The organism is Streptomyces sp. NPDC036822 (genome assembly GCF_055609145.1).
The window spans coordinates 401088-421609 of sequence record NZ_JBVJPY010000003.1; the positions used below are offsets into that span (position 1 = coordinate 401088).

Sequence of the window (20522 nt, forward strand, 5' to 3'; positions counted from 1 at the left end):
GTTCCTCTCGCGCGCCGCCGCCGCGGGCCCGCCCCGGCCCTGCGGTGGCGGGCCTGAACCGCCCCCCGCGCGCGTCACGCGCACCTCGGCCGATGATGGGAGTACGGCCGAACACGCGGAGCTGATCATGACGGGTTGGCGGGTCAGGGACTACGCCCAGGACGATCTCGAAGCGCTGGTCCGGCTCGACGCGGAGAGCGGTACGGCCGAGGAGCCGCCGCTCTTCCCCCTCTCGGACACCGTGGCGGCCCTCCAGGCCCTCCACCCGGCGGTGGTGGCCACGGCGGACGAGGTGGTGGTCGGCGCCGCGGTGAGCCGGGTGGAGGGTGACAGGGCGTGGATCCTGCGCATCTGCATGGCGCCCGCCTGGCGGCGCAGGGGACTCGGCAGCAACCTGGTCACGGCTCTGGAGCACCGGCTGTTCGCCGGGGGCGTCCGGACGGTGCACGCGGCTCTGCCCGAGGGCGGGACGGGCGCCGCCGCCCTGCGCAACTGCGGCTTCGGCGACCGCCCGGACCTGGTCTTCTTCGAGAAGCGCGGGCCGGTGACCGCTCAGGAGGTCGGCATGCTCGCCTCGATCGGGGCGGAGCTGCCGCCCGGGGGGCTGTGGCAGAAGGTCGCGGGCATGCAGAGGGAGAAGCGGCTCGTCGAACGACGTCTGGTGCTGCCGCTGGCCCATCCGGAACTGGCCGCCCAGCACGGCGTGGAGCCGCCGCGCGCGGTGATGCTGTTCGGTCCGCCGGGGACCGGGAAGAGCACGTTCGCGCACGCGATCGCGAGCCGCCTGGGATGGCCGTTCCTCGAACTGTTCCCCGCGCGCCTGGCCGCCGAGTACGGGCTGGCGAACGGGCTGAACCGGCGCTTCGACGAGATCGCCCAGCTCGACCACGGCCTGGTCTTCATCGACGAGGTCGAGGAGGTCGCCGGGACACGCAGCGGTGCGGACGCGACCGCGGTCGGCGTCGTCAACGAACTGCTCAAGGCGATCGTCCGGTTCCGCGGGCAGGAGGGGCGGCTGCTCGTGTGCGCCACGAACAACGTGACCACGCTCGACCCCGCGTTCCTGCGGCACGGCCGTTTCGACTACGTCCTGCCCATCGGCCCTCCCGACCACCGTGCGAGGACCGCGCTGTGGGAGAGCTACCTGGACCGGGCGGGCGCGGAGGCCGACAGCGCGGCGCTGGCGTCCGCCAGTGAGGGCTTCACCCCCGCCGACATCGCCCATGTGGCCCGTACCGTCTCGCAGCTCCAGTTCGAGCGCACCTTCGACACCGGCACCCGGGCGCGCCCCACCACCGACGACTACCTGGACACCCTCGGCGACACCAGACCCACCGTCAGCGCCGCCATGACCCAGGAGTTCGCCCAGCAGACGCGGGACTTCGCCCGCCTCTGACGCCTGGCGTCCGGCCGTCCGGCGTCGGGTGTCGCGGCGTCCGACGTCCCGGCGATGTCCGGCGTCGTGGCCTCCGGTCTCTCGGCGTCCCGGGCGTCCGGCGTCGCGGCGTCCCGGCTCAGACCTCGTCGACGTGGGTACCGGTGAGGGCGGACGCCTCGCTGGTGGTGAGCCAGGAGAGGCCGGACGCGGCGGCGGATCCGGTGTCCACGGTGAGGTGGAGCCGGGTGCCGCCGTCGGGAACGGGATAGCTGCGCTGTTCCGTCCCGGCGAAGGAGTTCCGGATCACTTCGGCGACCGCGCGGGCGGCCTCGGGGGTGGCGGCGACGATCCGGATCTCGGCGTGGCCTGCCTGCGGCAGTGTCTCGTTCTCGTCGGCGAACTGGTTCTCGACTGCGTGTCGCATGGGTCCCCTTCGGGGCGAAGCGAGAGGCCGGCGGGTGGGTTGTCCCGGGTGTCGGGTGCCCCACCCGCGGCCTTCGGTCGGAGGAGTGGTCTGTGGGGATCAGGGCCAGGTGCCGGTGCGCCGGTGGCCGGGAGTCTGCCCTTGCTGCTTCTGATGGCCCCGGCCGGGCGGCCGGGCGAGGGCGGGGTACGGGGCGCTGAAGTGGTAGGCCGCGATGCGTGCCTCGTGCTGGGCGTTGAGCCGGTGGATCAGGGTCATGCCGAGCATGATCAGGAAGGCGCCTGCCGCGAGCGTGATCAGGATCTCCATGTCGTCATCTCCCCGTGACGCCCGGCACGGAAATCATCCGCGCGCCGATGACGGGGTGCCGGACGGGCGGCGGGGCCGACCCGCCGTCGGTCTCCCAGGCGTCCTCACGGCCTCGGGCCTCCCGCATGCGGCGTTCGGTCGTTCCTTCGTCGGACATCAGCACACCGGCCGGGAGGGCGCTGCCGGGGACGGCGGCGACGGTCATGAAGCGGGCCGCGGCGGCGGGTTCGGTCTCGGGCGGGATCACCAGCAGGTCGCAGCGGCCGACGGTGTAGGAGAGCAGGATGACCTTGTCGGGGTCCTGCTCGGTGAACCAGCCGACGTGCACGGTGTGCCCAGTGACGGGGACCTTGTGCGGGATGACGGGCCAACGGGTGGGGTTCACCATGACGCGCGTGATGCGTCCGAAGCGGGCCTCCAGCGCGTCGACCAGCGCGGGAAGCTCGGCCGCGAGGTCGCGTGAACGGGGCCACCAAGCGCCGTCCAGCAGGCCGGAAAGGGAGGTCTTCGGCGTCAGCGACAGGCGCGACGGCAGCGGGGGTGCGAGGGTGGCGGTCATGATCGCGGACCCGTCTCCGGGCCGTCCTGCAGGACGGCCCAGTGTCTTGATCGCCGGAAACGACGTCCGCGTGGGAGCGGGTGTTCGAGTTACTCCCGGTACTTGAAGCGTACTCCGCCCCGGGGGCGGACGAGTGGTGTCCGTAGGACGACATCGGGGGGAGTACCGCGTGGGTGACCCACCGCCGGGGGCGGCAGCCCTGAGAGGAGCCAGGGACCGGTGTCCGGAAAGGTCCGGGAACCGGCGAAGCCCCAGGTCGACGAGACGACCTGGGGCTTCGGTCACGAGCGCATGTCCCGCCTCGGGGTCACCAGCCGCCCGTCACGTCCCGGGCCGCACCGAACGTGGTGTCGCCCCGGCCCGACCATGCCTTCAGCTTTCCCGTGGCGTCGTCCCGGGCGAGCAGGTCCGCCTTGCCGTCGCCGTCGATGTCGCCGGCCGCGGTGGTCTGCGAGAACTTCCAGCCGTAGGTGACGTGGACGGGGGCGTTGAAGTAGCCGCCCGCGTTGTGGGTCCACATCTTGAGCGAGTCGGTGGCGGGGTCGCGGGCGATGATGTCGGCCCGCCCGTCCTCGTTGAAGTCGGCTGCGATGGTCTGGGCGAAGTCCCAGCCGGCGGTGAGGTGCGCCGGGGCGTTGAAGGTGCCGTCGCCGCGGCCGGCCCAGATCTTGAGGTCGCCGTCGGCGTCCTTGGCGATGAGGTCGGTCTTGCCGTTGCCGTCGAAGTCGGCCGCGGCGGTCTGGGTGAAGTTCCAGCCGCCGGTCACGTTGGTGGGGCTGAGGAATTTGCCGTCACCCTGGTTGATCCACAGGCGGAGCGTGTTCCGCGGCACACTCGCATCAGGGCCCTCGTAGCGAGCCATGATGTCGGCCTTGCCGTCGCCGGTGAAGTCCCCGGCGACGGTCTGGGAGTAGTTCTGCCAGCCGCCGGTGAGGTCCTTCGCGGCGGTGAAGGTGCCGTCGCCCCGGCCGAGCCACATCTTCAGGGTGCCCGTCGGATCGTGCCGCGCCAGGAGGTCGGAGATCGAGTCGCCGTTGAAGTCGGCGGACACGGTCTCTCCCATGGGGAGCGACGCCCGAGGGATGCGGTCGGCCAGCGTGCGGCCGAGGAGCTCCGTGCCGGCGTCGTTGAAGTGCAGCTTGTCGGTGCCCGCGACCGAAGGCCGAAGGGCGTAGGGGTCGTCGAGGTCCTTGGTGGCGACGTCGAAGTCGATGTAGTCGTCGATGTCGCTCGTGGTGCGGATGTAGTCGTTCACCGTCTGCCGGACGGCCTCCCGAACGCGGAAGTTCGATGCGGTCTGGCTGTAGCCGGAGAAGCCCGGAATGGTGGCGACGGTGACCCGGACCCCTCGGGCGCGGGCCTGGGACGCGATTGTCCGGATGGCGTGAGTGACCGTGGCCGCCGACGCGCCGTCGATGATGATGTCGTTCACGCCCTCGTAGAGAACGACCTCACGGACGTTGGGCTGGGAGAAGACGTCGCGGTCGAGGCGGGTGACCGCGCTGGGGCCGAGTCCCCCAGTGCGGTCCTCGGCGATCCGGTTTCCGTTGAGGCCGGCGTTGAGGACCCCCCTGCCGTCGCCCTTCTGCTTGAGGAAGCTCGCGTAGAAGTCGGGGTAGCGCTTGTTCGCGTTCAGGCTGCTGTGGCCGGCGTCGGTCTGGGAATCTCCGAGGGCGACCACGGTTCCCGGGTTTCCGCTCGTGGCCACGTCGACACCGCTGACCACGCCCCAGAATTGGACCTTGTCGTACGGGAAGGCGTTCTGATCCACGGAGGTCGTCCGGTCGCCGCCCTTCCAGACGGTGGAGTACGAGGTGGCCTTGGTGTACGCGTGGTGGGCGAAGAACTTCACCGTACCCGGCAGGTAGTAGCTGACCAGCAGGTTCTTCCCGGCGGTGACAGGGAAGGCGACCGGGTCGCTGACGAGTTCGCCGCCGGCCGGAAGGGTGGCCTGCTGACTGCCGCCGAACGTCAGGGTGACCGGGGTCTGCGTGGCGGTTCCCCCGGCGGACTGCGTGGCGACCGTGACGTGACCGAGCTTCAGCGGGTCGGGAGAGAACGTGTTGGCGAACCGCAGGCGGACCGTGCTGCCGCTGGTGTGCGGGTTGACGACCATCCGGAGGGTCTGGTTCGTCCAGTCGGGGTATCCGATATCCATGGAGGTGGACGCCGCGTTGCCGAAGGACGCGGCCCAGCTACCGGTCCAGGAGGCTCCGCCGGGCGCGGCCGGTGTGCTGCGTACGGCCACGGAGAAGACGTGCAGACGCTGTCCGCCGGCGGGGGCGGTGGGCAGGGTGACCGAGGCGACCGTCTTGCCCGCGGTGAGGGGGACGGTGACCGCGAACAGCTTCACGGGGGTGGTGCCGCGCGCCGAGCGGTCGAGGACGACGGCCGCGGCGACCGTGTTCCCGGCCTCCCAGTCACCGACGCCGTCCAGCGTGTACGCCGAGGTGCTGCCGTCGCTGTAGTGCACCGTGCCGGACCCGGTCACCGCGCCCCCGGTGGCCGTGAGCAGGAAGCCGAGGGCGTTGCCGGCACCGGCCACGGGGACCCGCTGGCCGTCGGCGACGACGTTGTCCGGCTGGCCGGGCGCTACGTCGGGGAGCGTGTAGGTGGTGCCGTTGACCGTGACGCGCGCTCCCCGCGTCCACCCGGCGGCGCTGAGCGCGTCGGCCGACAGGCTGTCGCCGCTGCCGTCGAGGTTCGCCACACCCGGATCGGCCTGCGTGGCGATACCCGCGTTGTTGAAGGCGCTGCCGAACGTGGGGTAGGTGGTGGTCTCGGCGGCGGCCACGGGTATGGCTGCGAGCCCGGTGGTGGCCAACCCGAGAACGAGGGCGGTCGCCACGACTCTCGTCCTGCTGGACCCGAATGCGGTGCGGGGCATGGAGGGAACTGCCTTTCCTGGCTTCGTCGAAGTCTTGAGCGCTGCCGCCAGTCTGGTGGTTACCAGCCGCCGGTGACCTTGGCGGCGGTGCCGAAGGTGGTGTCGCCGTGGCCGGCCCAGATGGTGAGGTCGCCGGTGGTGTCGTTGCGGGCGATGAGGTCGGCCTTGCCGTTGCCGTCGAAGTCGGCGGCGGTGGTCTGGGAGTAGTTCCAGCCTGCGGTGACGTGGACGGGGGCGTTGAAGTAGCCGCCGGGGTTGTGGGTCCACATCTTGAGGTTGCCGTTGGTGTCCTTGGCGATGATGTCGGCCTGGCCGTCTTCGTTGAAGTCGGCGGCGGCGGTCTGGGTGAAGTTCCAGCCGGCGGAGAGGTGCGCTGCGGCGTTGAAGGTGCCGTCGCCTCGGCCGGCCCAGATCTTGAGGTTGCCGTCGGTGTCCTTGGCGATGAGGTCGGTCTTGCCGTTGCCGTCGAAGTCGGCGGCGGCGGTCTGGGTGAAGTTCCAGCCCGCGGTGACGTTCACGGCGGCGTTGAAGGTGCCGTTGCCGCGGCCGGCCCAGATCTTGAGGTTGCCGTTGGCGTCCTTGGCGATGATGTCGGCCTTCGCGTCGCCGTTGAAGTCGGCGGCCACGGTCTGGGTGAAGTTCCAGCCGCCGGTGACGTTGACCGGGGAGTTGAAGTAGCCGCCCGGGTTGTGGGTCCAAATCTTCAGCGTCGCCGAGGCGTCGCGGGCGATGATGTCCGCCTCGCCGTCACCGTTGAAGTCCGCCGCCGCCGTCTGCGTGTACACCGCGGCCGGGGGTACGTCCACGGGGAACGGATCGGCGGGGTCGGAACCGAGTCCCACCTGAGGGCCGCAGACGGGCCACTGGTTCTCGCCCGCGGCGTCGAGGAGCTTCTCGCCCATCAGGATCTGCTCGTTCTTCGTGGCCTGGTGCGGGTAGGCGGCGTACTGCGTTCCGCCGATCGACTGCCAGGTGGCGAGGCTGAACTGGATGCCTCCGTAATAGCCGTTGCCGGTGTTGATCGACCAGTTGCCGCCACTCTCGCACGCGGCGAGCTTCTCCCACGTACTGATCGAGGCGGCGTGGGAGCTTCCGGCCGCGCCGCCGAGCGCGACGATCGCGGAGCAGGTCGCGAGGGAGAGGGCGAGCGTACGGCGGCGGACGGTGGAGGTGCGAGAGGGCATGGCGAAGGAACCTTCCGGGCGGAGAGCGGGGAGAAGAGCGAGGAGGACCGGCCGCGTCGCGGGCCGGGGGCCGGTGCCGTACCGATCACGTCCGTACGGCACCGGCGAAGGTGGGTGCATGGGTCACCGGGTGCCGGTGATCCGGGCGGGGCGCCGAAGGTGGTCACCGGCCGCCGGTGAGCTGGGTGCCGGTGTGGTGTTCACCGGCCACCGGGCAGCTCGGTTCTGGTGTGGTGGTTACCAGCCGCCGGTGAGCTTGGCGGCGGTGCCGAAGGTGGTGTCGCCGTGGCCGGCCCAGATGGTGAGGTCGCCGGTGGTGTCGTTGCGGGCGATGAGGTCGGCCTTGCCGTTGCCGTCGAAGTCGGCGGCGGTGGTCTGGGAGTAGTTCCAGCCTGCGGTGACGTGGACGGGGGCGTTGAAGTAGCCGCCGGGGTTGTGGGTCCACATCTTGAGGTTGCCGTTGGTGTCCTTGGCGATGATGTCGGCCTGGCCGTCTTCGTTGAAGTCGGCGGCGGCGGTCTGGGTGAAGTTCCAGCCGGCGGAGAGGTGCGCTGCGGCGTTGAAGGTGCCGTCGCCTCGGCCGGCCCAGATCTTGAGGTTGCCGTCGGTGTCCTTGGCGATGAGGTCGGTCTTGCCGTTGCCGTCGAAGTCGGCGGCGGCGGTCTGGGTGAAGTTCCAGCCCGCGGTGACGTTCACGGCGGCGTTGAAGGTGCCGTTGCCGCGGCCGGCCCAGATCTTGAGGTTGCCGTTGGCGTCCTTGGCGATGATGTCGGCCTTCGCGTCGCCGTTGAAGTCGGCGGCCACGGTCTGGGTGAAGTTCCAGCCGCCGGTGACGTTGACCGGGGAGTTGAAGTAGCCGCCCGGGTTGTGGGTCCAGATCTTCAGCGTCGCCGAGGCGTCGCGGGCGATGATGTCCGCCTCGCCGTCACCGTTGAAGTCCGCCGCGGCCGTCTGCGTGAAGACCGGGGCAGGCGCGGGGTCCACCCCGCCGATCGGCGAGACGTAGCCGCTCACCTTCTGGGAGTTGTAGTAACCGTTGCTGATGGTGCCGTAGGTCACGGCGCCGCTCTGGTTGCCGCCGATGGTGGTGATGGTGCCGTCGGCGTTGATGGACTTCACCAGCGCCACGTGGTCGGCGTATCCGGCGCCGTTGTAGTTGAAGACCACCGCGTCACCGACGTGCGGGGTGCTCTGGAGTCCACCGTTGTACTGGCCGAAGCTTCCGGCTGCCGCGGTGAGACCGGTGACGTTCACACCGGCCTGGGCCCAGACCCACTTCGCGAAGTCGGCGCACCACGCTTCCGAGCAACTCCCGTAGTAGCCGGAGCCTCCTGCGCTGTTCGTGTCGCACGGCCCGTTGCCGAGGTTCTGCTCGGCTATGCCCGTGATCGTGGTGCCCACACTGGCCGAGGCGGGATGAGCGCCGGCGAAGACGAGGGCGGGAGCGAGGGCCGCGGTGGCGAGCATGGCCTGCAGCGTGCGGCGAAGAGCGAGCTTTGACATGGTTTTTCTCCTGTTTTCGGGCATGGTGAAGTTCGTGTGGGCACGTGGGTGCCGGGGTGGTGCCGGGTGTGTGAGGAGCGGTCGGTCGGGCGAGGGAGCTGCCGGTCACGGACGGCTCAGGGGGCGATGGCCACCTTGGCCGCGGCCACGCCGGCCTGCTGGTTGGACGGCTGGGAGACGGCATGCACCTGGAGTTCCGTGACACCGGCGCGCAGACCGGCGTCGAGCGCGACCCGGTAACGGATCCTCGTCACCGCGTCCCTGGGCAGGGGCGCACCGCCGGTGGCGGCGAGAAGATAGTCCATGCCCGATGCCTGCGGCAGCGGGGCGGGCTGCCAGGCGTGGGTGGCCGGATCGAAGCGCTCCAGGCGGCCGGGGACGGATCCGAGGGGCGCGAGCCCGCCGTCGTACTGGTCGAACCGCACCACGGGGGCGATCAACGGGAAGTCGGTGTCCCCGGAGTTGCGCAGCGTCACGGTGAACTCCACCGGTGCGCCGCCGGAGACCAGCCGGGGTGAGGCCGGCAGGCCGTCGATCTCGACCGTGAGCCGCGCGGTGTCGGCGACTGTCAACCGTCCCTCGGGGAGACGCTGCGCCTGCCCCGCGGGCGGGGTGGGAATCGGAGCCGGGGCGTGCGGAGCCGTCCGCGAACCCTGGGGTTCGTCGGGGGTGCCCCCGCGCTTCGGAGGGAGCACCGCCTGCGGTGACCGGGCGGCCGGCGAGGTGGCCGACGGCTTCGAGCCGCCGGGAGCGGCGGTCTGGGCCGGTGCGGCGCCCGCGGTCAGGGCATGGGGAGGTGACGGTTGGGAGCTTCCGCAGGCGGTGAGCGGGCCGGTGAGTCCGACGGCGATCAGAACGGCTGCGGCGAGGCGCCGGGGGGAACGAGTGCGGGAGCTGACGGACGGCATGGTGGCTCGATTCCTCTGCGGGGGCCGATGAGGGGTGAAGGCCGGGCGTGGGACCTAGCCCCAGATCACGAAGTCGTCGGAGGTGATCGACAAGGCGAGGACGGCGCTTCGGCGGGAGGTGAAGGGCTTGGGCATGACAAACCTCCCGGTGGCGAAGCGGTGAGGACGGGTCGAGGGGCGGCGGCGAGGACCTCGGGCCGCGGTCGCGTCAGGTGGCCGGACGCGCTCTCGTCAGGGAATCCGCCCCGGCGGGCGGGCACTGCTACTGCCAGGTCATGTTGTCGGTCCCTGTGGCCGGAGGAGCGTCCGTGGTCGCAGTGGCGACGACGGACTCGGAACCCGCCGCGGCGGTCGCGGCGGCGGTGCCGAGGAGGACGGCGCCGAGGGCGAGGACGGTGACCGCGGCGGTCTCGGCGATACGGGTGCGCAGCATGACGTGGTTCCTTTTCCTGAGTGGGCGGTAGGACTCCGGATCGCATCCCGCGGTGATGCCGCATCCAGTGGCCCGACCGGGTTTCCCCGGCGGCGAGTTCTAGCTTTCCCCCAGCTCAGGCCCGGGAGAAGAGGTTTCCTGTGGACGGAATCGGCCCTGGACGGTTTCGTCCACGGCGACCGGACCGGCAACGCCGACGAAGGATTCGTAGACGGGGGCGAGGAGCGGCACGTATCCCTCGACGACCTGCCACCCCCGCAGCTCGGGCCGTTCGGCCACCACCCGCCGACAGGCCGTCAGCGCCAGCTCCTCGGCCTCCTCCAGGCGGTCGGCGAGCAGGTAGACGCCCAGGACGGGGCGGGCGGGAGTCGTGAGGTGCACGGCGACGTGCTCGACTCGCCCGAAGGCGGCGACGTCGCTCACCCAGACGCCGATCTCCTCGGGAACGTGACCGCCCACGGGTCGGCGCAGATGGACGTGAACGAGATACATGTCCGTCAGGCTTTCAGCTGCGGCAGCCGTTGACCTGCCCGCTTTCGGGCCGATTGGGGACATGGCCGGAACAGGCCAAGGGGTTGGTACAACCCCAAGTCCGGAATCGGCCAGGGGGTTGGAACAATCTTTTCTGCCTGGTCACCCGATGGGTGTACCTGGCATGATCCTCGTCCGTCGATCTACCTGTCGAAGACGTTCCGGGGGGGATGTTAGAGATGCTCGTCGAATTGGGCCTGGACAGCACGGCAGAGGCTGTCTACCGGATCATGCTCGCCCACCCACAGCACGGCGTGCGGGCCATCGCCGAGAACCTGGATCTGGCCGAGGGCCAGGTCCGCACCGCGTTGGACACACTCAGCGAACTGACGCTGATCCGGCCGTCGTACGAATCCCGCAGCCAGCTGAGGGCCGTGCCGCCGGCCCTCGGCATGGAGGTCCTGATGGCCCGCCAGCAGGCCGAACTCGCCGCACGCCAGCAACGCCTCGAAGCCTCAAGGGAGGCGGCGGCTCGTCTCATCGCCGACTACGCGACCCTGACGCCCACGGTCAGCGGACCCGGCGTGGAACAGCTCGACGGCCTCGACCAGATCCGCGAACGCCTCGCGATCCTGACCCGGGACGTACAGGAGGAGGTGCTGGGGTTGAACACCGACGGAGCCCAGACCGCCGAAGCCATGGAAGCGTCCCGTCCGCTGGACCAGGAACTCTTCGACCGCGGCGTCCGCATGCGCACGGTCTACCTCGACAGCGTCCGCAACGACGAACCGACCCTCGGGTACGCGGACTGGCTCACCACACGCGGCGCCCAGGTGCGCACGGCGCCGATGCTGCCGACCCGGATGATCGTGATCGACCGCAAGACCGCGGTCATTCCACTCGCCAGCCAGGACACGGCGGTCGGAGCGGTGGTCCTGACGAGCGACGGCATCGTCACCGCCCTCTGCGCGCTCTTCGAGACCATCTGGTCCTCGGCCCAGCCTCTCGGCAGCGGCTCCGTGCATGACGAACACGGCCTCACCGCCCAGCAGAGCGCGACGCTCCAGCTCCTTGCCGCCGGTCACACGGACGACGCCATAGCCAAACGCCTGGGAGTCTCCTCCCGCACGGCCCGGCGCATCGCCACCGACCTCATCGACCGGCTCGGCGCCCGCAGTCGCTTCGAAGCGGGCGCCCGCGCGGTCCAGCAGGGCTGGCTTCCCCAGTCGGCCTGACGGGTCGCGCCGGGCCCTGACAGGCCTGGACGACTGGACGACGACGAAGCCCCAGGTCGCTGACCTGGGCCTTCGTAGAACCGATCACGCGGACGCGTACGCGCCCGCCCCCGATCACCTGCGCCGGCGCGCTCCCGCAGTCGGGGGCGGCGCATGCTTGGTGTGCGGGGTCGGCGGGACCGGGTAACGTCTTTGGCATGTTCTTCCAGACGCCGATTTACGAGTGAGAGCGTGACGGGCTCCCGCTGACGTCCTTCGACGTCGCCGCGCCCGTCCCCCACCGATGCGTCCGTAGATCACTTCACATCGTTACCGGGAGAACCCATGACCGTGAGCAAGAACATCAACAACCCCGTGGGCCAGGGCGGCGGCCAGCGCAAGAGGCTGTCCCGCGCCGAAAGGCAGAACAACGGCCCGCACCGTAATCTCGACCGTCAGGGTGCCGCCGACAAGAAGGCGGAGCTGGTGCGCAAGATGCGCGAGAAGGCGGAGTCGGCCGAGGCCGCCGGTCGGACGGGCGACGACACCGCACAGAGCTGACGCCCCGCCGCCGTGGGGTGGCAGCGCACCGGGCAGCCACAGGTGCGGCGGCCCCGGCGTCGGACCCTTACGGGCACGCGAATGGCGCGCGGGTCCGAAGAGGTCAGGACACGAATGAAGCCCCAGGTCGCCGACCTGGGGCTTCGTTGTGTGACAGATACACGGGTCACCGTTGATGTCGCTCCGGCCAGTGGCCTGAACAAGCCCCTGCCTGGCCCTGCGGCGCTGCCCTACAGTCGTGCGATCACCGCCAGCTGCCACAAGGGGGCACCGCATGCGCACCGCACTCGGCCTTGATGCCATGTCGGAAGCCGTGTACCGCGGCATGCTCGCTCATCCACAGGAGGGCCTGAGCGCCCTCGCCGAGCGTCTCGGGACGACCCTGACGGTCGTACGCCAAGCCGTGGACACCCTGAGCGAGCTGTCTCTCCTGCGCCCGTCCGGCGAACACGAAGGGCTGCGGGCTGTCTCCCCCGACATCGGGATGGAGATCCTGATGGCTCGGCAACAGGAGGAGCTCGCCGCTCAACAGCTGCAGGTCGAGGCTTCCCGCATCGCAGCGGCCCAGCTCATCGCCGACTACGCCGATCTGCGCCCCGACCACATGCACCCGGGCGTCGAGCAGCTCATCGGCATCGACCAGATCCGTGACCACCTGAGGCGACTGACCCGGGACATGCGCGAGGAGGTCATGACGTTCGCGCCTGCCGGCGCCCAGAAGCCCGAACACATCGAGGCGGCCAAGCCGCTCAACCGCGACCTTCTGGAACGCGGCGTCCGGATGCGCACGGTCTACCTCGAGAGCGTTCGCAACAGCCCCCATACGGTCGCGTACCTGAACTGGCTCGCCGACCTCGGTGGCCAGGTCCGTACCGTCCCCTCGCTGCCCACCCGCATGATCGTGGTCGACCGGGCCACCGCCGTGATTCCGGTGAGCAGCGACGACACCGCGGCAGGCGCCGTCGTCCTGACCGGTCAGGGCACGCTCACGGCGCTCTGCGCCCTGTTCGAGCGCGTGTGGGATGCCGCTCAGCCGCTGGGCGACACGGCCGGCGTCAATGATCGGGGGCTCAGCGCCCAGGAGCAGAGTGTGATCGAGCTTCTCGCCAAGGGCTGCACCGACGAGGCGATCGCGACGCGCCTCGGCGTGTCCCCACGCACCGCCCGCCGCCTGGCGAGCGACCTCATGGAGCGACTGGGGGCGCGCAGCCGCTTCGAGGCAGGTGTCCGCTCGGTCCAGCAGGGCTGGCTCCCCGCCCGCTGACCGGGAGGCGCCCGGAACGCGGGGTGGTGCGAAGAAGGTGCACCGCGCACCACATCGCCGTCCTTCTCGCCGCTCACCGACAGCGATGACCTTCTTGCTCTCCGGCCAGGCCCCGTCCCTCCGCGACCGGAAAATCGGTGGCAGGGCCGGTCCGCCGCCGGTGACGATCGTGGCATGCCCCCCTTCCTGGAGACCGACCGGCTCGTCCTGCGCGCGTTCACGGCGGCCGACATCGACCATCTGCTCGCCCTGGACAACGACCCCGAGGTCATGCGCTTCATCAACGGCGGCCGCCCCACGAGCAGGGAAGTGATCGAGACGAGAAGTCTCCCGCGGCTCCTGCACGACTACCCGTGCTGGAGGGCCCGCGGCTACTGGGCCGCGCAGGAGAAGCCCACCGGCGCCTTCCTGGGCTGGTTCGAGTTCCGGCCGTTGCAGGAGGGCAGCTCCGCCGTGGTGGAACTCGGCTACCGCCTGAACCGGGCGGCGTGGGGACACGGCTACGCCACCGAGGGGTCGCGGGCCCTGGTCCACAAGGGGTTCACGGACCTGGAGGTGGAGCGGGTCACCGCCAACACGATGGCCGTCAACACCCGCTCCCGTCGCGTCATGGAGAAGTCGGGCCTGTCCTTCGTCCGGCACTTCACCGGGGACTGGCCGGAGCAGATCGAGGGCTCCGAGCACGGGGAAGTCGAGTACGAACTCTCCCGGGCCCAGTGGGAGCGGTCTCGATAGACGTCGGCGGACCGGCGTGCGGCCCGGTCTTCGCGTGCTACCGGGAGAGGGCGTGGCCGCCGCAGCTTACGAGGTGACCGGAGCGCGGTACGCCGCGAGGAAGGTACGCACGCCGGCTGTCGCGTAGAGGTCGAGGTCGGCTTCCGTGTGCCGGGCGCTGCCGTGGAACATGGCCTGGTTCACGGGGATCCACAGCAGGAGCCCCGCGAAGTGGTGCGCGGCCAGCACGGGGTCGTCGGTGCGGATTACGTCCTCGTCGGTGAGGCGCCGGAAGGTGGCGGCCAGGGTGACCAGGACCCGCTCGAAGCCCTGCTCGTACCAGGCGGCGCCGAGCGTGGGGAAGGCGTCGGCGTTGGCGATGATCAGCCGGCGGAGCCGGATGACCTCGGGTCGGGTGAGGGCCGCCAGGAGCCGGCGGGCGAGACGGGTCAGGTTCTCGTCCAGTTCGCCGGCCGTGGCGGGGACGTCGGCCACCAGCTCGATCATGCCGTCGATACGGTCGGTGGTCGCCAGGATGATCTCGGAGAAGAGCTTCTCCTTGTCCGCGAAGTGCTTGTAGACGGTCTGCTTGGAGACCGCGGCCAGCTTCGCGATGTCGTCCATGCTCGTTCCCGCGTACCCCTTGTCCAGGAACACGGTGGTCGCGGCGTCCAGGATCGCCTGGTGCTTGCGTGCCGAACGGCTGTCCATTGCCGACTCCTCTTGCCCTTCGTCTTCCCGGTCTCCCGAAGAGTACTGGACTGACCAGTACTCGAATCGGTACTGTACCGTCCAGTTCCGAAGCGGTGGAGGCTTCCGGCCGGACCGCGTACCTATGGGGGGTTGCACATGGACAAGGTCTTCTCGGCCGACGGCACGGCCATCGCGTTCGAGCAGCGGGGCTCCGGCCCCGCGCTGGTGCTCGTCGGCGGCGCCTTCATGACACGGCACGCGTCCGCGGAACTCGCCGCTCTGCTCGCCGACCACTTCACGGTGCTCACCTACGACCGGCGGGGCCGTGGCGACAGCGGCGACGGGCCGTCCTACGACGTACGGCGTGAGGTCGAGGACCTGGACGCGCTGATCGAGCACGCCGGCGGCGAGGCCATGCTCTTCGGTATGTCCTCCGGCGCCGTGCTGGCCCTTGAGGCCGCGGCCCGGGGCAGCGCCGTGACCCGGCTCGCCCTGTACGAGCCGCCCTTCGTCACCGACGACAGCCGTCCGCCGCTGCCCGCCGACTACGTCCCCCACTTGGAAGGACTCGTGGCGCAGGGCGCGTGCGGCGACGCGGTGGCCTACTTCATGACCGCGGCCGTGGGCCTGCCGGCCGAGGTCGTCGCCGGCATGCGACAGGCCCCCTTCTGGGCGGACATGGAGGCCACCGCCCCCACGCTGCCCTACGACGGACGGATCATGGGCGAGACCATGTCCGGCCGCCCCCTGACCGGCGACCGCTGGCGGACGGTGACGGTCCCGGTCCTCGTCGGCAGCGGCGACGCGGGCGCCCCGCACATGCTCACCGGCGCACGCGAACTGGCCGCGATCGGAGAGAACTTCACCCTCCAGGTCTTCCCCGGCCAGGAGCACGACATCGACCCGAAGCTCCTCGCCCCGGCCCTGACGGCCTTCCTCGCCGCCGGATAGCAGGCATGAGCAGGGTCTTCGCCGGTCTGGGCCCTACAGAGCGCCGCAGGGGGTCCTGCCGAGCAGGACGATGAGATCGTCCGGCAGAACGTCGCCCGTTCCGGCGCCCGGGGCATGCGGCGCCACCTGTTCGCCGAGGGGGAGGCCGGCCGGCCTCCCCCTCGGGTGTTCCGCGCTCCCGTTGCCCCGGGGGGCATCGCCCATCGCGGGGCCGCTCGACCACCCGCGCGGCGGCACCGCTGTTCACCGCCCGGAAGGGCTCGGAGGGCTTCTTCCGGCGCTGGATCAGCCCCCCACACCCGCTACGCCTTCCGCGCGGACGTCCAGCCCTGGCGGCGGAGGTTTTCGAAGCCGTCCAGGAGGAGGTCAAGGGCGAATTCGAACTCGAACTGGTCGTCGCAGCCGCCACCCACCGTGGACCCCCCGTCGTGTGCGGCCGTCGCGGCCAGTTCCGCGATGTTCGGGTAGTGCGCCGCCGACCCGGGGTCCGGCGGGCCGGAGGGGCCCGAGGTGTCGAACAGTTCCTGGCTGAAGCCGAGGAGGCGGCTGCCCATCGCGTGCATGACGTGGTGCGTCAGGTCGGCGGAGAGGCCACCGCCCCGGAAGCTCCCGGCCATCGAGTCCAGGTACGCGAGCACGGCCGGGGTGGGGGCGGTCCGCGACTCGATGACCCGGACCGCCCAGGGGTGGCGCAGCAGGACCCGCCGGGCCGAGAGGATCCGCCCGCGGACCACGCCCCGCCAGTCGGGGCCCTCGGCCGGCGGGTCGATCTCGCCGACGACGGCGTCGGCCATGCCGTCGAGCAGCTCCTCCTTGTTGGCCACGTGCTTGTAGAGAGCCATCGGTACGACGTCCAGCTCCTGGGCGAGCCTGCGCATGCTGAGCGCGTCGATGCCGGTGGTGTCGGCGAGCGCGACGGCCGCGCGCAGGACGCGGTCCCTGTTCAGGGGGATCCGTTGCGCGCGTGCGGCTTCCTGCCGGGTCATTCCGGTTCGGCCCTTCCCTCCTCGACCACTGTCTCCTTGACGAGTGTACGTCGTACACCTATGGTCGCTGGCAGGTGTACGGCGTACACCAGGCTTCGAGTGAGGGGTACTGGAGAAGATGAGTCCGGACCGGAGAACCGCGGTGGCCACCGGGTCGCTGTTCCTGTTGACCGAGGCCGCGGCGATAGCCGGGGCGATCCTGTACCGCCCCCTGCTGGGCGCCGCGGACGGCCGGCTCGCCCAGGGCGCCGACACGCGGGCACTGCTCGGGGCGCTCTGCGAGGTGGTGCTGGTGGTGGCGGTGGCCGGTACCGGGGCGGCGCTGTTCCCCGTCCTGCGGCGCCACGGCGAGGGGCTCGCGCTCGGGTACGCCTTCGGGCGGCTGCTCGAGGCGGCCGTCATCGCCCTCGGGATCGTCGCGGTCCTGGCGCTCGTCACCCTGCGGCGGGACGCGGGGGCGGCGGGCGGCGCCGACGCCGCGCTGGTGGCGGTGCACGATTGGACGTTCCTGCTCGGGCCCAACATCGCCCTCGGCCTGAACACCGTCCTGCTCGCGTACATCGCGTACCGCGCCCGGCTCGTACCGCGCTTCATCGCGGTGCTCGGACTGGTCGGCGGACCACTGATCTGCGCCTCGGCCGTCGCCGTGATGTTCGGGGCCTACGCGCAGCTCTCCGTGGCGGGGGCGGCCGCCGCGCTCCCGGTGTTCGCCTGGGAGCTGGCACTGGCCGGCCGGCTGATCGTCAGGGGATTCGGGCCCGGCACAGGCGCCGCGTCCCGGGCGGACGGAGACGTGGTCGTCGCCGCCGTCGTGAAGGTCTGAGGGATCCCGGCAACGACGAAGCCCCAGGTCGCTGACCTGGGGCTTCGTTCACGAGCGGATGACGGGAATCGAACCCGCGCTACGAGCTTGGGAATCACCGAGGACCAGCTTGGTCACCCCCTGCCTGACCTGCAGAAACGGTTCCTCTCGTGGCGCTTCTCGCTGGCTCGGCGATCTCCGTGGTGACCGCTGTTCACCGCCTCGAAGGGCACGGATGGGGCACGACCGGCTTCCTCGGAGATGGGGCGCTTCCTCCGCGGGCCGGATGCCCGGTGATCAGTCGTCGGGTGGGCTTTCCGCTTCCTGGAGTCTGTCGGCGATGTCATCGGCCCACTCCTGAGCCCACCGGCGCAGCTCGATGGTCTGCTGGTCGTCGAGTCCGTAGGCCGCGAATTCGGTGTCATCGATCCAGTCCGCACCGGCGAGCCGGGCCTGAAGGTCGGAGAGGTCGAAGCTGTCACGGGCGTGGCGGCGGCCGAGCTCTTCGAGCTCGATGTGACTCCAGCGATCCCTTGCCGCTCGGACGTCGATCAGGTCACGCGCCAGGCCCCGGTCTGCCAGCGCGCGAACCTTCGTGCCGACCACGTCCTCCAGGGAAAGCACCAAGCCGTGCCGAGTCCTCACAGGCGGACGCCAGAGTGCTTCCTTGAGGACATCGACCTCGCACTCCTCGCCCGTGGAGTTGTCGGTGACGATCAGCCGCGCGGACAGCGGGTCGGTTTCCAACGCTCGTACCTGCCAGCCGCGTTGTTCCAGCCCGGCGCGCACGGCGGCGGCGATCTTCTCCATCGGTTCCGGGTTCTCGGTGGCGACATCGAGGTCCTTGCTGAGCCGGTCGACCAGTCCGTGTGCCTGGACGGCGTAGCCACCCGTGAGCACGAGCGGGTAGACATCGCCCACGGCGAGGACATCCGCGAGGAGCCGCCGGTGCAATTCCGTGAGATTCACGCAGCAGCCTGGGCGTCGGGCCTCAGTTCGTCGAAGGCGTCCTCCCAGACATCGCGGATGTCCCGGCTGATCAGTGTGCGCAGGGCGGGCCACATGGCGACGAGCAGTTCCCGGTTCAGGTATTGAACCAGGTCATCGTGCTGCCCTTCGGCCAGCACGATCCGATAGCAGCTCATCCGCAATCGGGGCTGGTCGAGGTCGAACCGAGACAGGCCGGACCACGCGAGGTGCAGCGGAAGGTCGACGTGGCCGTGGGCGGGGCCGCCGAGCTCCGAGAGCTTGGCGGGAAGCCGCCTGGCGAATCTGGTGCGGCGGAGCTCGGGAACGCTGGGTGCGGCTGCCATGTCTCGATTATTCCGCAGGAGGGCGAGGCGGCTCCTGTTTCCGGTACAGGTAGCACCCGGCTCAGAGCTTCCGCCTGGCCGCAGTGGCGCTCACTCCGTCGTAAGGGCAGGTCAGAGTATGGATGCGACGTCTCCGGCGAGACGATGCGATGTTCATGCCCCTCCGCGTGCCCCCTCTCGCGGGGCTGAAGGGTGTACGAACGGTGAGACCGGCCTGCCAACGACGAAGCCCCAGGTCGCTGACCCGGGGCTTCGTCAAGAGAGGATGACGGGAATCGAACCCGCGCTACAAGCTGGGAATCACCGCTGCTATGGCCGTCCATACAGCCTCTGACCTGCGGACATGCCTCTTCGCGGGTCCTTCCGGGAGGCTCTGCTCACACCCGTGGTGACCGCTGTTCACCGCCCTGGAGGGCACGGATGGGGCACGCGCCGGCCCCCGCTCGGCGGTCCGGTGCGGCTGGACGGGTGTAGTTCGGCGCATGACTCCGGCGCCGTCCGCCGGGTGCGCCGCTCGGCCGGATTACATGGGCCTGCGCCTCGGCGTGGGGCGTGCCGGTGCCCTTCACGGTCCCGGACCCGACGACTGGAAGAGCACCATGGCAGAGCGCCACCCTCGCAACCGCACCGGCCGCGGCCCGCTACGTCGCGGGCTCGCCGCCGCCGTGCTCGCGGTCGGCATGCTGACGGCTTCAACGGCACCCGGATACGGGACCGGCCCGACCACGCCGGCGCCCGGCCCCCAGTTCACGCCGTTGACGGCGGCCGTGATGACCGAACCGGCGCCGTTCCGCGCCACGGACGGCAAGACGCACCTCTCGTACGAACTGCTGACCACGAACGCGCTGCCCAGCAGCGCACGGGTGCGGCTGGACCGGGTCGAGGTGAGGGACGCCCGCACGCACCGGGTGGTGGGCTCGCTGAGCGGGCAGGCGCTGGCCGATGCCGCCAACCCGGTGGGCGACCCCCTGCCGGGGGCGGACGGGTACACGCCGGCGCCCCCGGGGCCGACGCCGACCGTCATTCCGGGCTCCCAGCAGTGGGTCGTCTGGCTCGACCTGGTCCTCGACCACGGTCAGCGGGTGCCCAAGGTCCTCGAGCACCACCTCTCGGGTGCCGTCCTCACCGCCTCCGGCTCCTCCCCGTTCGAGGAGACGGTCCAGATCACCCCGACCGACCGCACCGCGCCGCTGAACCTCGACGCGCCGGTCCGTCCCGGCACCTGGTACTCCAGCGAGTCGTGCTGCGGCAACACCCACCACCGGCGCGGCCTCGGCCCGATCAACGGCCGCTTCTACGTGCCGCAGCGCTTCGCGATCGACTGGTACCGGGTCGGCGAGCAGGGACAGACGTGGGAGGGCGATCCCGCGCTGCTCACCAGCTACCTGAGCTACCGGCAGCCCGTCGTGGCGGCGGCGGGCGGCAGGGTGGTGGAAATCCAGGACGGGATCCCGGACAACACGCCGCCCGTCACGCCGCCGGTCCCGCCGATCGGGGAGACTGTCGGCAACCACGTCACCGTGGAGGTCGCGCCCGGCCGCTACCTGCTCTACGCCCACCTGACGCCCGGCTCGCTCAAGGTCCGGGAAGGCGACCACGTCGAACCCGGCCGGGTCCTCGGGCTGATCGGCAACAGCGGCAACTCGACCACGCCGCACCTGCACTTCCAGGTGACGACCACGCCCGAGTTCTTCCCGACCGACAGTCCGCCGTTCACCTTCCGGAAGTTCCGCGTCGTCGGACACGTCGACCCCCGCCTCTGGGACGACAACCTGGGCACCCAGCCGACCGGCGTCCTCCCGATCACGCCCTCGCCGTACGACGGCCTCCACCACGCGCGCTATCCGCTCGACCGTGAGGTGCTGGAGTTCTGACCGCTCCCGGCCGGCCCGGCGCGTGACGCCCGGAGAGCCCCGGACAACGACGAAGCCCCAGGTCTCTGACCTGGGGCTTCGTTCACGAGCGGAT

General features: G+C 70.7%; 21 protein-coding genes. 8 read left to right on the plus strand and 13 right to left on the minus strand.

Annotation, left to right across the window (positions count from 1 at the left end; genetic code table 11):
* Positions 1–127: 127 nt before the first annotated feature.
* Positions 128–1396 (plus strand): ATP-binding protein, encoded by a 1269-nt coding sequence (locus ACZ68P_RS09335; protein WP_471004464.1) that lies wholly within the window; start codon positions 128–130, stop codon positions 1394–1396.
* A gap of 118 nt (positions 1397–1514) precedes the next feature.
* Here ACZ68P_RS09335 and ACZ68P_RS09340 read toward each other — a convergent pair whose 3' ends face one another.
* The 9 genes from ACZ68P_RS09340 to ACZ68P_RS09380 all read right to left on the minus strand — a co-directional run bounded on the left by ACZ68P_RS09340 (position 1515) and on the right by ACZ68P_RS09380 (position 10077).
* Positions 1515–1802 (minus strand): hypothetical protein, encoded by a 288-nt coding sequence (locus ACZ68P_RS09340; protein ID WP_471004466.1) that lies wholly within the window; start codon positions 1800–1802, stop codon positions 1515–1517.
* A 99-nt stretch (positions 1803–1901) separates the two neighbouring features.
* Positions 1902–2111, minus strand: a complete 210-nt coding sequence (locus ACZ68P_RS09345; protein WP_471004468.1) for a hypothetical protein — start codon at positions 2109–2111, stop codon at positions 1902–1904.
* A 4-nt stretch (positions 2112–2115) separates the two neighbouring features.
* Entirely contained in the window at positions 2116–2670 is a 555-nt protein-coding gene (locus ACZ68P_RS09350; protein WP_471004470.1) for a DUF5994 family protein, read from the minus strand.
* 307 nt (positions 2671–2977) lie between these two features.
* Positions 2978–5557, minus strand: a complete 2580-nt coding sequence (locus ACZ68P_RS09355; RefSeq protein ID WP_471004472.1) for an FG-GAP-like repeat-containing protein — start codon at positions 5555–5557, stop codon at positions 2978–2980.
* Positions 5558–5616: 59 nt separating this feature from the next.
* Complete coding sequence (locus ACZ68P_RS09360; protein WP_471004474.1) at positions 5617–6741, minus strand: FG-GAP-like repeat-containing protein; 1125 nt, start codon at positions 6739–6741, stop codon at positions 5617–5619.
* A 237-nt stretch (positions 6742–6978) separates the two neighbouring features.
* The gene (locus tag ACZ68P_RS09365) at positions 6979–8244 is read right to left on the minus strand and encodes an FG-GAP-like repeat-containing protein (RefSeq protein ID WP_471004476.1); all 1266 of its coding nucleotides are present in this window, start codon (positions 8242–8244) and stop codon (positions 6979–6981) included.
* A gap of 116 nt (positions 8245–8360) precedes the next feature.
* Positions 8361–8816, minus strand: a complete 456-nt coding sequence (locus ACZ68P_RS09370) for a hypothetical protein (protein WP_471004478.1) — start codon at positions 8814–8816, stop codon at positions 8361–8363.
* 598 nt (positions 8817–9414) lie between these two features.
* Positions 9415–9585, minus strand: coding sequence for a hypothetical protein (locus tag ACZ68P_RS09375; protein WP_471004480.1), 171 nt, complete (start codon positions 9583–9585; stop codon positions 9415–9417).
* A gap of 99 nt (positions 9586–9684) precedes the next feature.
* Positions 9685–10077 carry a hypothetical protein gene (locus ACZ68P_RS09380; protein ID WP_471004482.1) on the minus strand — a complete coding sequence of 131 codons (393 nt, stop codon included), beginning with the start codon at positions 10075–10077 and terminating at the stop codon, positions 9685–9687.
* Between the two features lie 218 nt (positions 10078–10295).
* Here ACZ68P_RS09380 and ACZ68P_RS09385 point away from each other — a divergent pair, with 218 nt between their 5' ends.
* From ACZ68P_RS09385 to ACZ68P_RS09400, 4 genes are all read left to right on the plus strand, one after another.
* The gene (locus tag ACZ68P_RS09385) at positions 10296–11291 is read left to right on the plus strand and encodes a helix-turn-helix transcriptional regulator (RefSeq protein ID WP_471004484.1); all 996 of its coding nucleotides are present in this window, start codon (positions 10296–10298) and stop codon (positions 11289–11291) included.
* 324 nt (positions 11292–11615) lie between these two features.
* Positions 11616–11831, plus strand: coding sequence for a DUF6243 family protein (locus tag ACZ68P_RS09390; protein WP_471004486.1), 216 nt, complete (start codon positions 11616–11618; stop codon positions 11829–11831).
* A gap of 274 nt (positions 11832–12105) precedes the next feature.
* On the plus strand, positions 12106–13095 hold the full coding sequence (locus ACZ68P_RS09395) for a LuxR C-terminal-related transcriptional regulator (RefSeq protein WP_471004488.1): 990 nt from the start codon (positions 12106–12108) through the stop codon (positions 13093–13095).
* Between the two features lie 174 nt (positions 13096–13269).
* On the plus strand, positions 13270–13830 hold the full coding sequence (locus ACZ68P_RS09400) for a GNAT family N-acetyltransferase (RefSeq protein ID WP_471004490.1): 561 nt from the start codon (positions 13270–13272) through the stop codon (positions 13828–13830).
* 66 nt (positions 13831–13896) lie between these two features.
* Here ACZ68P_RS09400 and ACZ68P_RS09405 read toward each other — a convergent pair whose 3' ends face one another.
* Complete coding sequence (locus ACZ68P_RS09405; protein WP_471004492.1) at positions 13897–14520, minus strand: TetR/AcrR family transcriptional regulator; 624 nt, start codon at positions 14518–14520, stop codon at positions 13897–13899.
* A 138-nt stretch (positions 14521–14658) separates the two neighbouring features.
* Here ACZ68P_RS09405 and ACZ68P_RS09410 point away from each other — a divergent pair, with 138 nt between their 5' ends.
* Entirely contained in the window at positions 14659–15453 is a 795-nt protein-coding gene (locus ACZ68P_RS09410; RefSeq protein ID WP_471004494.1) for an alpha/beta fold hydrolase, read from the plus strand.
* 302 nt (positions 15454–15755) lie between these two features.
* On the opposite strand, the gene ACZ68P_RS09415 is transcribed toward ACZ68P_RS09410, so the two are convergent.
* Positions 15756–16439, minus strand: a complete 684-nt coding sequence (locus ACZ68P_RS09415; protein ID WP_471004496.1) for a TetR/AcrR family transcriptional regulator — start codon at positions 16437–16439, stop codon at positions 15756–15758.
* Positions 16440–16581: 142 nt separating this feature from the next.
* Between ACZ68P_RS09415 and ACZ68P_RS09420 the strand changes: the two genes are divergently transcribed.
* Positions 16582–17262 (plus strand): DUF4386 domain-containing protein, encoded by a 681-nt coding sequence (locus ACZ68P_RS09420; RefSeq protein WP_471004498.1) that lies wholly within the window; start codon positions 16582–16584, stop codon positions 17260–17262.
* Between the two features lie 276 nt (positions 17263–17538).
* Here ACZ68P_RS09420 and ACZ68P_RS09425 read toward each other — a convergent pair whose 3' ends face one another.
* Together ACZ68P_RS09425 and ACZ68P_RS09430 are read right to left on the minus strand one after the other, a co-directional pair.
* Positions 17539–18210, minus strand: coding sequence for a nucleotidyl transferase AbiEii/AbiGii toxin family protein (locus tag ACZ68P_RS09425; RefSeq protein WP_471004500.1), 672 nt, complete (start codon positions 18208–18210; stop codon positions 17539–17541).
* Positions 18207–18554: a transcriptional regulator gene (locus tag ACZ68P_RS09430; RefSeq protein ID WP_471004502.1), complete on the minus strand. Its 348-nt coding sequence runs from the start codon at positions 18552–18554 to the stop codon at positions 18207–18209. The genes ACZ68P_RS09425 and ACZ68P_RS09430 overlap by 4 nt, the downstream gene beginning before the upstream one ends.
* 599 nt (positions 18555–19153) lie before the next feature.
* Between ACZ68P_RS09430 and ACZ68P_RS09435 the strand changes: the two genes are divergently transcribed.
* Complete coding sequence (locus tag ACZ68P_RS09435; protein ID WP_471004504.1) at positions 19154–20428, plus strand: M23 family metallopeptidase; 1275 nt, start codon at positions 19154–19156, stop codon at positions 20426–20428.
* Positions 20429–20522 lie beyond the last annotated feature (94 nt).

What these genes read in the sequence shown, in the direction of transcription:
- ACZ68P_RS09355 (WP_471004472.1), bottom strand. Translation starts at nt 5,557, where the DNA reads ATGCCCCGCACCGCATTCGGGTCCAGCAGGACGAGAGTCGTGGCGACC.
- ACZ68P_RS09345 (WP_471004468.1), bottom strand. Translation starts at nt 2,111, where the DNA reads ATGGAGATCCTGATCACGCTCGCGGCAGGCGCCTTCCTGATCATGCTC.
- ACZ68P_RS09360 (WP_471004474.1), bottom strand. Translation starts at nt 6,741, where the DNA reads ATGCCCTCTCGCACCTCCACCGTCCGCCGCCGTACGCTCGCCCTCTCC.
- ACZ68P_RS09390 (WP_471004486.1), top strand. Translation starts at nt 11,616, where the DNA reads ATGACCGTGAGCAAGAACATCAACAACCCCGTGGGCCAGGGCGGCGGC.
- ACZ68P_RS09435 (WP_471004504.1), top strand. Translation starts at nt 19,154, where the DNA reads ATGGCAGAGCGCCACCCTCGCAACCGCACCGGCCGCGGCCCGCTACGT.
- ACZ68P_RS09375 (WP_471004480.1), bottom strand. Translation starts at nt 9,585, where the DNA reads ATGCTGCGCACCCGTATCGCCGAGACCGCCGCGGTCACCGTCCTCGCC.
- ACZ68P_RS09400 (WP_471004490.1), top strand. Translation starts at nt 13,270, where the DNA reads ATGCCCCCCTTCCTGGAGACCGACCGGCTCGTCCTGCGCGCGTTCACG.
- ACZ68P_RS09340 (WP_471004466.1), bottom strand. Translation starts at nt 1,802, where the DNA reads ATGCGACACGCAGTCGAGAACCAGTTCGCCGACGAGAACGAGACACTG.
- ACZ68P_RS09410 (WP_471004494.1), top strand. Translation starts at nt 14,659, where the DNA reads ATGGACAAGGTCTTCTCGGCCGACGGCACGGCCATCGCGTTCGAGCAG.
- ACZ68P_RS09335 (WP_471004464.1), top strand. Translation starts at nt 128, where the DNA reads ATGACGGGTTGGCGGGTCAGGGACTACGCCCAGGACGATCTCGAAGCG.
- ACZ68P_RS09385 (WP_471004484.1), top strand. Translation starts at nt 10,296, where the DNA reads ATGCTCGTCGAATTGGGCCTGGACAGCACGGCAGAGGCTGTCTACCGG.
- ACZ68P_RS09395 (WP_471004488.1), top strand. Translation starts at nt 12,106, where the DNA reads ATGCGCACCGCACTCGGCCTTGATGCCATGTCGGAAGCCGTGTACCGC.
- ACZ68P_RS09380 (WP_471004482.1), bottom strand. Translation starts at nt 10,077, where the DNA reads ATGTATCTCGTTCACGTCCATCTGCGCCGACCCGTGGGCGGTCACGTT.
- ACZ68P_RS09365 (WP_471004476.1), bottom strand. Translation starts at nt 8,244, where the DNA reads ATGTCAAAGCTCGCTCTTCGCCGCACGCTGCAGGCCATGCTCGCCACC.
- ACZ68P_RS09350 (WP_471004470.1), bottom strand. Translation starts at nt 2,670, where the DNA reads ATGACCGCCACCCTCGCACCCCCGCTGCCGTCGCGCCTGTCGCTGACG.
- ACZ68P_RS09430 (WP_471004502.1), bottom strand. Translation starts at nt 18,554, where the DNA reads ATGGCAGCCGCACCCAGCGTTCCCGAGCTCCGCCGCACCAGATTCGCC.
- ACZ68P_RS09415 (WP_471004496.1), bottom strand. Translation starts at nt 16,439, where the DNA reads ATGACCCGGCAGGAAGCCGCACGCGCGCAACGGATCCCCCTGAACAGG.
- ACZ68P_RS09405 (WP_471004492.1), bottom strand. Translation starts at nt 14,520, where the DNA reads ATGGACAGCCGTTCGGCACGCAAGCACCAGGCGATCCTGGACGCCGCG.